We start from the raw sequence: 13,375 nt of genomic DNA on the forward strand, positions 1-13,375 counted from the left end.
AAGTAGCCCGTAATGTGGATCCGTTTGCGATTATAAAGGAGATTTAGCTAACGTAGCACGATGTTGGTCCAGGATACTAGCCAAAGGAGGGTATCGATGAGGAAACAATTAAAAAGCAAAGCTATTGTTATATTAATACTAATTACCTGTTGTATTCCCTTTCTTTTATATTGGTGGTTGTATCATATCCTTAATTCTTCATTGGTACCATGAAAGCCACAAAATCGTTTTTATGGTTTACTCTCCAAAAATTTGGCCAGGAAATAGGGTGTAATGACCATCAGGCTGTCATAATGTAATACATGTTTTTGAAGAAACAGAGGTGTGATCGTGATGGAACGGGGATTCCAGACTTGCTCGTTTCGGTTTTACTGCAGCTGCGGCGCTCAGGTTTATTATGGTTATTGATAAGCTGATTTGTAACATAGAAGTAAAAGATAGAATAAAACAGGAAGAAAAATCAAGTCATCTTTTTTTAGTTAGTCAGGTACTGCTAAAAATGGCAGAAGAGTCTTGGAACCTTAGAAGTGAAATAATATAGTTAATACAATACCGTATATCAAGTGCCCAGAAGGAGCGTCACAATGCAAATAACCGAAATCCGGGAATATATCCCGGCGTTGTGGAAAGCGACGGCTGTTTCAAAGATTCATAAAGGCTTCTCTTATGACGGGAAATATCTCGTTTACGAAGGCGGTGACAAGCCGGTTTACGTGCTTCGTACTGCCGCTTTCAATCAGAGCGAACGCAAACGCCGGGAGTTTGAGGCGGTAGTCCGCATACACGGCCTCGGCGTCCGAACCTCGGAGCCCGTTGCATTCGGTACGGTCGAGGCGCTTGATTCATGTTACATGGTTTTGCGTTATGTCGAGGGGGAAGACGCTTCCGAGAGGCTGCCGCTAATGACGGCTGACGAACAGTACAACGTAGGCGTCGATGCCGGACGGGAGCTGCTTATGATGCACGAAGTGGAAGCGGCTGAGGACATGGAAGCGTGGTCAATGCGAAGGATAGCGAAGCACAACCTTCAATTGGCGGAATACCGCCGCTGTGGGGTCAAGCTGCCTGAGGAGGATGCGATTGTCGCCTTTATCGAAGGGCAATTGCCGCTATTGGAGGGTCGCCCGAACCGGTTTCAGCACGACGACTTTCATCCCGGCAATCTGCTCGTGCATCGCGGCGCTTATGCGGCGGCGATCGATTTCAATCGGTACGACTGGGGAGACCCGTTTCACGATTTTCTGAAAATCGCCTACTTCAGCCGCGAGGTCAGCATTCCGTTCTCGATTGGGCAAATCGACGGTTATTTTAGCGGAAAAATTCCGGAAAAATTCTGGAGCCTGTATGCGCTATATTCGGCGCTGATTATGTTCGGAACGATCAGTTGGACGCTCAAGGTCATGCCGGCACAACTCGATTCGATGATGGCCCGCATCCGTACAGTGCTGGACGATCACCGGAATTTTGAAAGCGCTGTACCAACCTGGTACAAACGTTAGTCTGGGCAATCCGTTAAGAAGGTGACTGAGCTGGAAATTAAATATAGCTTTGAAGCACACGTTCCCCTTTTTATTAGGGAAAAATATAATAGCCAACCACGGAGGGTCTATGGAACTTGAGAATACAATTTCTATGCTTGTTGACGGTCTGAAGCAAATAAACGGCGTGAGGGCTATTGTTCTTGGCGGCTCAAGAGCCAGAGGGAATCATACTCACAACTCAGATATCGATATTGGTATATATTACGATTCCAGAAGCGGTTTAGATATTCCCGGGCTTCAACAGCTTGCCGCCGGTATGGATGATGCTGGCAGACATAACTTAGTTACAGAGATCGGTGGCTGGGGGCCGTGGATTAATGGAGGGGGCTGGCTGGTTGTTAATCATTATCCTGTTGACTTTCTCTATCGCGATCTGAATAAGGTATCTGCCGTGATCGAGCAATGTCGCTCGGGGGACATTACTGTTGACTATCAGCCGGGGCATCCGCATGGATTTATCAACTCGATTTATTTCTCGGAGATCGCGTTATGCCAAGTATTATGGGATCCTTCCGGTACTATTGGAGAAATGAAGGCCAGAACGGTTCCGTATCCGCCTGAGTTGAAAAAGGCCATGATTCACAAGTTTTTTTGGGAAGCGGCTTTTGCACTTGATAATGGGAGAAAGGGGATGTATAAAACAGATCTGGCGTACATCGCCGGGTGCTGTTTTCGGTCGATATCCTGTTTGAATCAGGTCTTGTTCGCAGTTAACGAATGCTACTTGATGAACGAAAAAGGGGCTGTTGCAATTGCAGATTCATTTAGAATGGCACCAAGGCAATACTCCAAGAGAGTAAATAATATAGTCAGTTTAGTCACAGAGGATCAGGAATGTCTGGAGAAGTCCTTCAATGAGCTGCGTGATCTGATTGAAGAAACTAAGACTTTTATAAAGAACTAAATGGTTATGGATGCAGAGGAGGTTTGACGATGTCCAGGGGAAAGATTATTTATCATAGCGTCTCTTTTGTGGTATTTATTTCATTGCTTTTATTTATTATTGCTTTTCTGAGATATCACTTCATGAGTTCTCTTAAATTAACATATTATCAATCAGACCGGGTTATGGTTTGGATCTTGATCTCGTGTGTTCTTTCAATAAACGCTTTAAGTTTTTTGAATTATTTAAAAAAACGATTATTAGAATAAATAAAGACTGAGGTCCGGATTTAACTGGTTATGACTATAATAAGGTTAAATCAACCCATACGCTGAGGGAGCGAATTGATTTGACAATAAAACGATCGTTTGGATCGGGATCAATTGCAATGTTTGTTCTAATTTCGGGATTTTTATTTAATTTTAAATTTCAAAACGACTTTATGATAAGCCATTATCTGTTTCACTTGTTCAACTGGGATATATATACGAATGGAGACGAGGGTTTTCATATTCCGTTTATAGCCGCTATCGTGTTTTGGTTGCCAACCGTGTTAATTTCAAAAAAATACCCCCATGATTTTGGTACATCTTTGAGTTATAAGGTAGGCGGATTTATGCTGGTTGCAAGCAGTATCGTTTTTACAGTTTTCTTAGTGGGGATCCTTGTATAAATTACTTAAGTCTGCCGCGCGGCTGGCTAGGGCATCATGATTAATTTGCGGAATATAACATTCTTCTTAAGGGGGCCAGCAAGTAATGGGTTCGAGAATGATGCACCTTATTATTGCTAATCAAATAGCCGACCACTTTTCAATAAAAGATAAACCGGCCTTTTTGTTAGGCGGAATTGTACCTGATGCAGTTTCTCCTAAAGAATTATCCCATTTTTTTGCCGGAAGCCATAGTGATTATACAAGGAGTATTGATTATGAAAAATTCATAAATAAATATAGCTCCCATAAGCATGCCAATTATATATTGGGTTATTATACACATTTAATTGCAGATGATATATGGTTAAAGGGCTTCTATATACCTTGGTTAAAAAATAGACTTGAAAACGACAAGGACGTTTTAGATCGGTATCACAATGATTTCCGTTTGTTAAATGGAAAGTTATTGGACTATTACAACATTGCAAACTATTTTACCCAGGTGAGTACAAAAGAGGTTGAAATCGTTGAATTACAAGAAGTCACAGAAAAAGATATAGAAAAATTTCTACCTGAGGTATTCGAAGATATGAATGTTGAACAAAGCTCAATTAATGAGCAGTTGAGTGTGTTTACTTTTGAACAAATCGTCGGTTACATAGAGACTTCAGTTGAGAAGGGTGCTATGTATATTAAACATCTGATCCGATAGAGTTCTCCCGCTGGGCAAAAGAGGTTGACGCACCGGAGATCATCATGTAAGATTATGGCATCGACAAAGGAGGTGGGAGCTATGAATAAAAACCGCATAGATATTATGCCGCAACTAGCCCCCCTCACGGAACAGATGTGCGTTTAGGATACGCCGTGCGCGTGTCCGCTCTATTCTGGCCATGGGCTGATTGCCCGTGGTCTTTTTTATGCTTTCAAATTCAGGATCTATTAGGAGGCAAAACAGATGTTGAAATTATTCGAGTATAACTGGCAAGTCCGGCAAGACTGGTTCGCTTGGTGCCAAGACGTTTCTGAAGAAGAACTGCTCAAAAAGCGGACAGGCGGGATCGGAAGCATTTTGCACACGTTGTTTCATATCGTGGATGTGGAATTCAGCTGGATATCCGGTCTGCAAATGAAGCCGGAGTTCACGGAGCCATTCGAACCCTATGCCAGCCTGCAGAAGGTGACGGAATTATCCGCCAGGTTTCACGAGGAAGTCCGTCCTTTTGTCCTGTCGTGGACCGATGAAATGGATTCGAAGGATTTAACGGAATTAACGCCAAAGGGGGAACCCGTTACCTTCAAATATGGAGAAGTCATGCGGCATGTTATCGCCCATGAAATCCACCATATCGGCCAATTGTCCGTGTGGTCGAGGGAAGTGGGCAAAGTCCCCGTGACGGCTAATCTCATTCGCCGGGGATTGTTTTAACCCCAATGAGGTGATTATTGGAAAGTACATTAAACTTTCCCTGCGCGATAGTTTTAAAAAGACATTGGACAAAGGAGCTGCAGCGGCAGCTCCTTTGTCTTTTTTTTGGTGATGATTGAGCTAAAGGGAGGAGAGTGGTTGAAAAAAATCATGATTAAATATTTGCTTGTCGGCATTGTTGATACATAGACTTTTTGATAATATGTTAGTTATTAAGCAAACGTTTTTGATAAATGTTTGTTTTTTTAACTGACGTAGAAAACGGAGGAGAGTAGCTGTGAACGATAAAAATATTCAAAGCACAACAGACTGCATCCGGCATACACTACATTTCCAGTTTGAAATCTCATGGAAAATGCTAGAGATTCATCTCGATGGCCTTGAAGATGAAGAGTATCTGTGGCGACCCGCTTCAAAGGGGCTTCATGTTTTTAATGAATCAGGAGTCTGGCGCGCAGATTGGCCGGAATCAGAGGCATATGATATTGGACCGGCGAGTATAGCTTGGTTAACATGGCATATCATGTTTTGGTGGACAATGGTTCTTGACTATTCCTTTGGAAAAGGAACATTAACGCGTGAGGATGTTAGTTGTCCTGGCAACATCATCGAAACGAGGGAGAGAATTACACGCTTGCGTCTTGAATGGGAAACTGCAGTGGCCAAGTTGTTGGATGATGAACTTCTTTCTAATGATCGAACAAGATGGCCTTTCACCGATAAGCCATTTCATGCGCTTGCAGGCTGGCTAAATCTTGAACTTATAAAAAATGCTGCCGAAATCGGTTACTGCCGGTTCCTTTATGCCGCGGCAGTCCAGGACTGAACTGCACCCCGTCAAGCAGACAGTACAAAAAATACATTCAATTAAGCGGCCTTAGTCCTGTATTGCACCGGGCTGAGGCCGTCAAGTGGTTTACCTTATTTGTTCCCAGATATCCAAGAGCCTGGATAAAAAATCCTCATGAAGTTTTAGGTTTTTGAAGTTGTTGCACAAGAATAAGGAGGGGAATTCATATGAATAACCAGGAGTTACATTTAAGAAAATCGCAAAATCCCAAAAAAATAATCGTGATCGGAGCCACGGGAACCATCGGCAACGCGGTCGCAAGTACTCTTGAAGAAAGAAATTATGAAGTTGTTCGTGCATCGCGTAAAGGAGCGGTTCGAGTGGATCTGGAGGACTCAATTTCCATTGATGCGCTTTTTGCGGAGGTGCACAATGTCGACGCAGTCGTTGTCACAGCTGGAAGCGGCAAATTGACTCCACTTGAATTTCTTTCAGAAGAAGACTTCGAGTATGGTATGAAGAGCAAAGTGCTGGGACAGGTTGCTCTCATACGCCACGCAGTCGATCATTTGCGTGATGGGGGATCCATTACAATCACAAGCGGCAATATGTTCGAGAACCTCATTCCAGGCAGCGCGGTAAGCGCATTTGTGAACAATGGTCTTGAAGGCTTCGTCCGTGCCGCGGCGTCGGAGCTGCCGCGTGGAATTCGATTAAATATCGTCAGCCCAGGATGGGTAAAGGAATCACTGGCGAGCATGAGCACGGATTTACGGGTGAAACTTGGATTGGAAAACGTAAATGGAACATCTGCGATTGACGTGGCGCAAGCCTACGTTAAGGCTCTCGAAGGAACCATGCAGGGGCAGACAATCACCCCGAAGGCTTTTTGATCCGTCATGGACAATTTTATTGAGGTATGCGAGAGATAAGGGATCTAAACCTGCGGCACTAAACGCATCTGCGATCTCCGGCAGTTCATACAAAATCCTTCAAGAAACGTGACGGATTATCTGCTTAAAAGATACCTAATTTAAGGTGTTTTTACTCAAACCCTGCCACTTGCATGAAGGTAATATAATGAGGATGAAACACGGTTCAAGAACGAATTGAGGAGAGGGTGGGAAAATGAAAATCAAACATCTCAATCTGACCGTTACGGATGTCTCAACTGCTCGGACGTTCCTGGAAACTTATTTTGGCATGACATGCGGGGGCACCCGGGGAAACAGCTTTGCGGCGTTGTTTGATGACGATGGCTTCGTCCTGACTTTAATGAAAGGGGAAGAAGTCCGTTATCCGAAAACCTTCCATATTGGATTCCCCCAGGAAAATGAAGAACAAGTGAATGCGATCAATCAACGCTTAAAAGAGGATGGCTTTGATGTGAAACCTCCCCAACAAGCACATGGCTACACCTTTTATGTTGAAGCACCAGGAGGATTTACAGTAGAAGTACTCTGCTGACTGAAGGGAATTTTCAATGGGCCCGATAGTGCATTCCGAGGGGCTGCCGAACGGCAGCCCTTCGCTCAACAGCACGGAGCTTGCGCACTCCATAATATGCTACTATTAGGATTGAAATAGAATCGATGGAGGTTGCGGGATGCTGAACAATATTCGAAAAGACGGCTATTTCGTAAAAGCGGAGGTATACTCCCCGCTGTTCAACAGGGAAGTGTCGGTCATTATGGACGACGAGGAGCATATCGGGTATGCGGAGTCATGTATTACTTATTTTAATTCTTTCAGCGACGATTTGATTGTCCGGCTTTGCGAAGCATCAATCAGGTACAGCGACTTTTTTCTCGAATATATCGGCGAGGAGCCCATCGCTTATGAGTCGGCCAGAGACGTGCTCAACCATATGACGCCGCTCACCTTCATCATACCGAATCCGGAAAACGGCGATGAGCCCGTCCTGCATATGGAACTCGACTGCGAATGGGAGACGGAGCACGGCATGGAATGGATTGTTCGCGGCGACAAGGTCCTGTACGTTGGAGGCCACGACGGCATCGATCCTTGGGGAGACTTCACCAAGGAAGACGAGTGGAATTACGCTTGAATTAAGCGGGATTAATTAGATATACTTCTGAACAAAATACTATATCATATAAATTTACAAGTTTCGTAGACGAGCCATGCTTCTGCTGTATTTTCATATAGTGTTACACATCATATGTGGACATCCGTTTTAGTTGAGTTAAACAGATCCCTTGCTTTTTTTCGCGAGGGATCTCTTTATTTACCATAGACTATGGGGCTAAGGAGCGGCAGGTGAACTAATTTCATTCGATGACAAATATTGAATCTTCAATGTAACGGGTTGATGCAGTGTGAAATTCCGCAATGATTCCTCGGGCGGTTTGTTCCCATTTACTGAAGCGTTTCTTCCATCCCGGGTTAGTAAAAAGTCGCCAGATTAAGTTGAAATCATGAGGCGGCGACGCTTCGGAAATAGAACTACTTGAGGAGACAAGTTAGGTGGCAATGATTCGCCCGCAAGAAAAAAAGATGACGGCGTTCATTGGGACTAAGTCTTAGAGCAGTAGCAAGACTTTCCAGTACTTGCGCTAATGGGCGGACATCACGTCCCTGCTCCAGCCACATGTACCAGGATGTGCCGATACTCGCCAGCTGTGCGACCTCCCTCGGCGTAAGCCGGCTGTCCGGCGGCGAGTGCCAACCGGTAATCTTACATCATCCGGAGAAAGGCTGAGCCTCCGTGCTATGTGATACACGTGAACGAACCATTCCTTCAAACGCCGCTCCTCCAATTACAAATCCGGCAAAAAATGCAGCTTACGGATATCTAAGTTGAGGTGAGCCAAAAAAACTTTTATTCACGGGTCTGGAGAAAATCGGTATTATTGAACTAGCCGGCAGGTCTTCGCCAAACAGACAGAATAGATTAGTCATGGTCCAACTATAACAACATCCAGGAGGTAATAATGAAAATTTTTCTTTATTGTATGTACGCTGGTATATTGGGGGTTATTTCTTTTTTTACTCATGAAATTGTTGCTTTTGTTCTTTTAGGCTTTATTTTAATAGCTCTTAATAATGTTTTGACAGTCCTCAAAGAGATTTCTAATAAGCTTGATAAATAAACAATGTACATTTAATATTGTCCCTCTTCAGATAGAAGCTGAACGAAAGAAACACGATAGTGGATGTTCTGAAGCAGTGCGCCACCCGGGGAAGGGATCACGAATGCTTCATCCCTTCTCTAAGGCCGATAGGAGTGGAGAATTGCGGCCGAAACTAACAGATCTTGATATTATGGCAAGATATGATACAATCTTATTAATTAATAGAGAGAGATTCGGTTTATTAAATATAAATCTATAGAAGGAGGAAATAATGGCACGTATTGTTAAAGAACATGAATATGCCAAGAAACGCAATGAAGTACTCGATGCTGCTCAACGGCTCATATTTACCAAAGGCTATGAACAGATGACTATTCAGGACCTTTTGTCTGAACTAAGGATTTCCAGCGGAGCGTTCTATCACTATTTTGATTCGAAGCCAGGGTTATTGGAGGCTTTTATTGAGCGGTTAAATAAAGAGTCGGAAAAACCGATCCTTCCTATCGTAAATGATCCTATTCTGTCTGCAATCGAAAAACTGCAGGGCTTCTTTAACGCGTTTGATCAAAAGCGAATAGAGCACAAGACAGAGCTGGCTAAGCTGCAGAGCGTTTGGTACAACGATGCGAACGCCGTAGTCCGCGACAAAGTGAACGAGGCGGTTATTACACATCGTGCGCCGCTGCTGAACAAGATTGTACAACAAGGTATTCGGGAAGGCGTTTTCACTGCAGCCTATCCTGCACAGGCCGGTGAGGTCATCCTATCCCTATTGCAGGGCATGGGGAGCACTCATGCCAGGCTATTGCAAACATCCGGAACGGAGCGCGATGAACGAAGTCTGATTGAACGTATTGTCACAATTCATGCAGCCTATATGGACGCTATTGAGCGTATGCTTGGCGCTCTCCCAAATACCTTATATCGTATTGACGCAGATGTGGTCGAGGTGTGGGTGAATGCAATAAAAGATGATGCAGAGAACGGATTGGACTAAAGATTTTTGCAAATAAGCTTGCCGTAACCAATAATAAATAGAACAACGGTTTATTTAAAGGAGGAAAAGCTTGATGGAAGAGGAAATGAGGAACAAATCGGACGGAGCGGCACAAGTGAATATGCGGCAAGGGCGGGGAGCGATCAAGCGGCCGACGGAGGCTCGGATTCCGCTGATGGATGTGTTGACGCTGTCGAAAGATCAGCGCGTGTTGGCAGGTACCGGAGCGTCGAATGTGCTTCGAATGCTTGCACACCGTGGAGACCTGCTGGAGGCCTGGCTGGAGTTTGGAGCGCACCTCACGACCGGAGGACGGGTGTCAATGCGAACACGCGAGCTTCTGATCCTACGTGTTGGACTCCGCTCCTCGTGCGAGTACCAGTGGGCCAACCACGTTCCCGGAGCTCTCGGTGCCGGAATGACCGCCGCCGAGATTGATTCCCTTGCACAAGGCGCTGGCCCGTGGTCCGATGCTGATGCGGCGGTACTAGACTTAATCGACGACCTCTGTGCAGACGACTGCGCTTCGGAGAAGACATGGAAGGCACTGACAGCATCGTACGACGAGGGAGAGATCATCGAATTGCTGATGCTGATTGGCTTCTACCGGATGAACGCCGGATTCCTGAATTCGCTCGGAGTGCAGGCCGAGCCTGGGCGCCCCCGTCTCGGCGAAGGTATGTCCTGCGAGTCATCCTTGCCTCCCCAACGGCCGATCAGCAGCTCCACGGCCGGAGAACGATCAGAGGCCAAACCAGATGGGACGTGGCATCTGAAATTTTACCACCCAGCGGCGACACAGGAACTCCGGCTCATGATCATGACGAGGGAGGGGGTACTGTCCGGCTCGCTCATCAATGAGGTATTGGATGTCACTGTGCCGATCTCAGAGGGAAAGGTATCCGGGCATCAAGTGACATTCACGACTGTCATGACGAAACCGTATCCAATAACCATCACATGGGAAGGGACGATCGATAACGACTTCTTCGCGGGCACAGCCAAGATCGACGGCGCGGCTTCGTTCCCGTTTGATAGCGAGCGGGTTGGATAGTTGGAATCCTGTTGGCGACTCTATGTTAGGTACCAGGAAAAGATAGTACTAGTTAAACATGGCGTTCTGAATTATTGTTAACTCAACCACAACAAGATGTATATTATGACAGGCGATTGGCATGCAATAGCGGGTAGGAGGGAGAAAGATACTTAATTGGCTATTGAGTGATTGGATGGCAAGTATCGTGATCATTGTATTGTTTATGGTCATTTTCGTTATACTCTTTAGTTCTCTGATGTTCAAAAACATGGTTATAAAAATCATCTCCGCGGCACTCATACTTACCTTACTGATTTCGATACCCTGTATTGGACACTCGGATTGGAACCGCGAATATCAATTAAAGGCCGGGATCAATAATTTACGCTTAGAGGATATAACGATTTACTCCGATAAGAATGCTGTTAAAGAAATAATTTCCAGTCCACACCCGATACAGATCAATACTTCTAGCGGTTTAAAAATTCAGAATGAAGGAAGTACTCTTTTCTTTACACAAGTTGTGCAAATAGAAGATAAGAGCTACAGCATAAGAATGGCTTGTTATATGTACCCTTTAGCATGGACACCGTATCAAACATGGGAAGTAAATTTAATAAGAAGGGCCTGATTGATCTTCTTTTTTATTTAGCTTGACAATTCGACGGGTAACCGATATATTAGTTACATACCAACCGAATGTATGAAAGGAGGAAGAAATCTTGGCAAGAAATAAACACCCTGAAGAAACGATAAACCAGATTCTCAACGTTTCGCTGAGCCTGTTTATGGAAAGGGGTTATGAACACACCTCTATTCAGGATATTATAGACGGCCTTGGCGGGCTTACGAAGGGTGCCATTTATCACCATTTCAAGTCAAAGGAGGATATCATGTTGGCGGTGATCGAACAGCTCTTCAAAGGAGTTGACGATAATTTGATCGCCATCCGGGATGACAAGGCACTTAACGGTCTGGATAAGCTTCGCCAAATCATCCGCGTCTCTTTGAATAATCCCGTCCAACTGGAAATGATGTCCACGGCGCCTAATCTCTTGAACAATCCAAGGATGCTGGCAGCCCAAATGCAAAGCGTAATCGAAGATGCAGTGCCCATTTATATCCAGCCCATCATCGAGCAGGGAATAGCGGATGGCTCCATCCAAACCGACTATCCCAAGGAGCTTAGCGAAACGATCATGCTTCTCAGCAGTCTGTGGCTGACCCCCTTGATTTTCGAAGCTCCAGCCGAGGATATGCTTCGCCGATGCCGGTTTTTCCAGACCTTATTGCAAGGATTAGGGCTTGACCTGCTCGATGAGCAAATGATCGACCGGTATGCGGAGTTTTATCGTTTGTACAGTGAAAAGATATGAAAGCCGGCTGAAGGTTTTAGGCTTAAAATAACTGCCTCTGAGGCAGATTATTTTTTGGCATTATACATACCTTCGGTTGGTATCAAAAAAATACGAGCTAAAAAATGGAGGAATACTTATGAAACAGCAATGGAAAAAAACATTCGCCTTAATCTTCAGCGGTCAGCTCTTCTCGATCCTGACCACATCCATGGTTCAATTCTCGATCATTTGGCATCTGACGGCGACGACCGAGTCTGCGATTGTCCTGATGATCGCCGGGCTTGCCGGATTTTTGCCGCAGGTCATTCTGGGTCCTTTTATCGGTGTGTGGCTCGACCGCTGGAACCGCAAGAAAACGATGATTGCAGCGGATGGGACGATTGCCCTCTTCAGCTTGGCTTTAGGTATCTATTATTACGTGGGTGACCCGAGCCTGGTATTTGTTTATGTCATCCTGTTGATCCGCTCGACCGCTTCATCATTCCATGCCCCTGCATTCCAGGCGGCAATACCACTGATTGCTCCGGAAGATCAGCTGACCCGGGTGGCAGGCTGGCAGCAGATGATCCAATCTGTCTCGATGATAGCCGGACCTGTCCTCGGCATTGCGGTATACTCGGCCACTTCTCTTGGCATTGTACTGTTTCTGGATGTGTTTGGCGCTTTGATCGCCAATCTGATGCTGTTGCTCACGAGAATCCATCAGCCAAAGGCGGAATCCATTCCATCAGCCCCTTCCTTCTATAGCGAATTCAAGCTTGGCTGGCAAGCCTTTATTCAGGCAAAACCGATTGTTCTGCTTACCGTCGGCACCGCGATTTTCGGTATTGCGTTCATGCCGCTTCCGACCTTGTTTCCCTTGATGACCCTGTCGCATTTCGGACGCGGCGGCTACAATGCGAGTATGGTCGAGGCCTTGTTCGGCATCGGAATGATTCTGGGCGCGATCCTGTTGTCCATGCTCGGTTCCCGCTTGAAAGACATTGCGTATATTTGCATCAGCCTGGTTGGAATCGGCCTCACCTGCGTAGCGATCGGTGTCATCAGCCAAGAGTCGTTCATCCTGTTCGTCATCCTCTCCTCCGTCATGGGAATGGCGGCCCCATTCTTCAATGGCCCTTATATGGCGATGCTTCAACGAGCATATGAACCTGCCATACTGGGCCGCGTTATCTCTCTGGTGACCAGCGTCACGCTGCTCTCCGCGCCGATCGGGCTCGCTCTGGCAGGACCGATTGTAAACAAATTCGGCGTGCAAACGTGGTTCTTCTGGTCAGGCATCGCCACGATATTAACGGGCTTCTTCATGTATGTCCAATTCAAACGGATGCATGCGAGCGAACGTTTAGACAGCCTGGGCAGCGTAAACCAGTCCCTTTAAGGGGCTGGTTTTTCCGGTTCATATGATCTCTATAAGTGTTGAAGCTGTCGTTAACACAGGATTCCGCCCCGTTGAAAAGGCGTAAGGGCAAGGAAAGAGATTCCTGCCAGCAGGCGGGGGGATGAAAGAAACTTTCCAGACACTGGAAGCGTATAATGGATAGCTTAAAGCTGATGAAACATCTTTTTAATTGTCGTGGTGAGGAGATGG

The 13,375-nt window shown here is 45.6% G+C and carries 16 protein-coding genes; 14 read left to right on the forward strand and 2 right to left on the reverse strand.

Annotated features, from left to right (window positions below; genetic code table 11):
• The first annotated feature begins 584 nt into the window (after positions 1-584).
• The 9 genes from AC0YOB_RS07855 to AC0YOB_RS07895 all read left to right on the forward strand — a co-directional run bounded on the left by AC0YOB_RS07855 (position 585) and on the right by AC0YOB_RS07895 (position 7,366).
• A complete protein-coding gene (locus AC0YOB_RS07855; RefSeq protein ID WP_475792376.1) occupies positions 585-1,499 on the forward strand; it encodes a phosphotransferase family protein in 915 nt (304 codons plus the stop codon).
• Positions 1,500-1,608: 109 nt separating this feature from the next.
• On the forward strand, positions 1,609-2,445 hold the full coding sequence (locus AC0YOB_RS07860) for a nucleotidyltransferase domain-containing protein (RefSeq protein ID WP_475792377.1): 837 nt from the start codon (positions 1,609-1,611) through the stop codon (positions 2,443-2,445).
• 328 nt (positions 2,446-2,773) lie between these two features.
• Positions 2,774-3,097 (forward strand): hypothetical protein, encoded by a 324-nt coding sequence (locus AC0YOB_RS07865; RefSeq protein ID WP_475792378.1) that lies wholly within the window; start codon positions 2,774-2,776, stop codon positions 3,095-3,097.
• An 85-nt stretch (positions 3,098-3,182) separates the two neighbouring features.
• Positions 3,183-3,791, forward strand: coding sequence for a zinc dependent phospholipase C family protein (locus tag AC0YOB_RS07870; RefSeq protein ID WP_475792379.1), 609 nt, complete (start codon positions 3,183-3,185; stop codon positions 3,789-3,791).
• Positions 3,792-4,037: 246 nt separating this feature from the next.
• Positions 4,038-4,508, forward strand: coding sequence for a DinB family protein (locus tag AC0YOB_RS07875; RefSeq protein ID WP_475792380.1), 471 nt, complete (start codon positions 4,038-4,040; stop codon positions 4,506-4,508).
• 277 nt (positions 4,509-4,785) lie between these two features.
• A complete protein-coding gene (locus AC0YOB_RS07880; RefSeq protein ID WP_475792381.1) occupies positions 4,786-5,334 on the forward strand; it encodes a DinB family protein in 549 nt (182 codons plus the stop codon).
• A 191-nt stretch (positions 5,335-5,525) separates the two neighbouring features.
• The gene (locus tag AC0YOB_RS07885) at positions 5,526-6,191 is read left to right on the forward strand and encodes a short chain dehydrogenase (protein ID WP_475792382.1); all 666 of its coding nucleotides are present in this window, start codon (positions 5,526-5,528) and stop codon (positions 6,189-6,191) included.
• Between the two features lie 235 nt (positions 6,192-6,426).
• Entirely contained in the window at positions 6,427-6,765 is a 339-nt protein-coding gene (locus AC0YOB_RS07890; protein WP_475792383.1) for a VOC family protein, read from the forward strand.
• Positions 6,766-6,904: 139 nt separating this feature from the next.
• A complete protein-coding gene (locus AC0YOB_RS07895) occupies positions 6,905-7,366 on the forward strand; it encodes a DUF6985 domain-containing protein (RefSeq protein ID WP_475792384.1) in 462 nt (153 codons plus the stop codon).
• A 223-nt stretch (positions 7,367-7,589) separates the two neighbouring features.
• On the opposite strand, the gene AC0YOB_RS07900 is transcribed toward AC0YOB_RS07895, so the two are convergent.
• Together AC0YOB_RS07900 and AC0YOB_RS07905 are read right to left on the reverse strand one after the other, a co-directional pair.
• Entirely contained in the window at positions 7,590-7,760 is a 171-nt protein-coding gene (locus AC0YOB_RS07900; RefSeq protein WP_475792975.1) for an MmyB family transcriptional regulator, read from the reverse strand.
• A 4-nt stretch (positions 7,761-7,764) separates the two neighbouring features.
• Entirely contained in the window at positions 7,765-7,911 is a 147-nt protein-coding gene (locus tag AC0YOB_RS07905; RefSeq protein WP_475792385.1) for a helix-turn-helix domain-containing protein, read from the reverse strand.
• 341 nt (positions 7,912-8,252) lie between these two features.
• Here AC0YOB_RS07905 and AC0YOB_RS07910 point away from each other — a divergent pair, with 341 nt between their 5' ends.
• From AC0YOB_RS07910 to AC0YOB_RS07930, 5 genes are all read left to right on the forward strand, one after another.
• Positions 8,253-8,411, forward strand: coding sequence for a hypothetical protein (locus tag AC0YOB_RS07910; protein ID WP_475792386.1), 159 nt, complete (start codon positions 8,253-8,255; stop codon positions 8,409-8,411).
• A 253-nt stretch (positions 8,412-8,664) separates the two neighbouring features.
• On the forward strand, positions 8,665-9,390 hold the full coding sequence (locus AC0YOB_RS07915) for a TetR/AcrR family transcriptional regulator (protein WP_475789630.1): 726 nt from the start codon (positions 8,665-8,667) through the stop codon (positions 9,388-9,390).
• Positions 9,391-9,463: 73 nt separating this feature from the next.
• A complete protein-coding gene (locus AC0YOB_RS07920) occupies positions 9,464-10,444 on the forward strand; it encodes a carboxymuconolactone decarboxylase family protein (RefSeq protein WP_475792976.1) in 981 nt (326 codons plus the stop codon).
• Between the two features lie 704 nt (positions 10,445-11,148).
• The gene (locus AC0YOB_RS07925) at positions 11,149-11,802 is read left to right on the forward strand and encodes a TetR/AcrR family transcriptional regulator (protein ID WP_475792387.1); all 654 of its coding nucleotides are present in this window, start codon (positions 11,149-11,151) and stop codon (positions 11,800-11,802) included.
• Between the two features lie 118 nt (positions 11,803-11,920).
• Entirely contained in the window at positions 11,921-13,165 is a 1,245-nt protein-coding gene (locus AC0YOB_RS07930; RefSeq protein ID WP_475792388.1) for an MFS transporter, read from the forward strand.
• The last annotated feature ends 210 nt before the right edge of the window (positions 13,166-13,375 follow it).

It is taken from the genome of Paenibacillus sp. JT31N17, from assembly GCF_056269255.1.

What these genes read in the sequence shown, in the direction of transcription:
- AC0YOB_RS07930 (WP_475792388.1), top strand. Translation starts at nt 11,921, where the DNA reads ATGAAACAGCAATGGAAAAAAACATTCGCCTTAATCTTCAGCGGTCAG.
- AC0YOB_RS07875 (WP_475792380.1), top strand. Translation starts at nt 4,038, where the DNA reads ATGTTGAAATTATTCGAGTATAACTGGCAAGTCCGGCAAGACTGGTTC.
- AC0YOB_RS07895 (WP_475792384.1), top strand. Translation starts at nt 6,905, where the DNA reads ATGCTGAACAATATTCGAAAAGACGGCTATTTCGTAAAAGCGGAGGTA.
- AC0YOB_RS07910 (WP_475792386.1), top strand. Translation starts at nt 8,253, where the DNA reads ATGAAAATTTTTCTTTATTGTATGTACGCTGGTATATTGGGGGTTATT.
- AC0YOB_RS07870 (WP_475792379.1), top strand. Translation starts at nt 3,183, where the DNA reads ATGGGTTCGAGAATGATGCACCTTATTATTGCTAATCAAATAGCCGAC.
- AC0YOB_RS07885 (WP_475792382.1), top strand. Translation starts at nt 5,526, where the DNA reads ATGAATAACCAGGAGTTACATTTAAGAAAATCGCAAAATCCCAAAAAA.
- AC0YOB_RS07855 (WP_475792376.1), top strand. Translation starts at nt 585, where the DNA reads ATGCAAATAACCGAAATCCGGGAATATATCCCGGCGTTGTGGAAAGCG.
- AC0YOB_RS07860 (WP_475792377.1), top strand. Translation starts at nt 1,609, where the DNA reads ATGGAACTTGAGAATACAATTTCTATGCTTGTTGACGGTCTGAAGCAA.
- AC0YOB_RS07905 (WP_475792385.1), bottom strand. Translation starts at nt 7,911, where the DNA reads ATGTGGCTGGAGCAGGGACGTGATGTCCGCCCATTAGCGCAAGTACTG.
- AC0YOB_RS07920 (WP_475792976.1), top strand. Translation starts at nt 9,464, where the DNA reads ATGGAAGAGGAAATGAGGAACAAATCGGACGGAGCGGCACAAGTGAAT.
- AC0YOB_RS07915 (WP_475789630.1), top strand. Translation starts at nt 8,665, where the DNA reads ATGGCACGTATTGTTAAAGAACATGAATATGCCAAGAAACGCAATGAA.
- AC0YOB_RS07890 (WP_475792383.1), top strand. Translation starts at nt 6,427, where the DNA reads ATGAAAATCAAACATCTCAATCTGACCGTTACGGATGTCTCAACTGCT.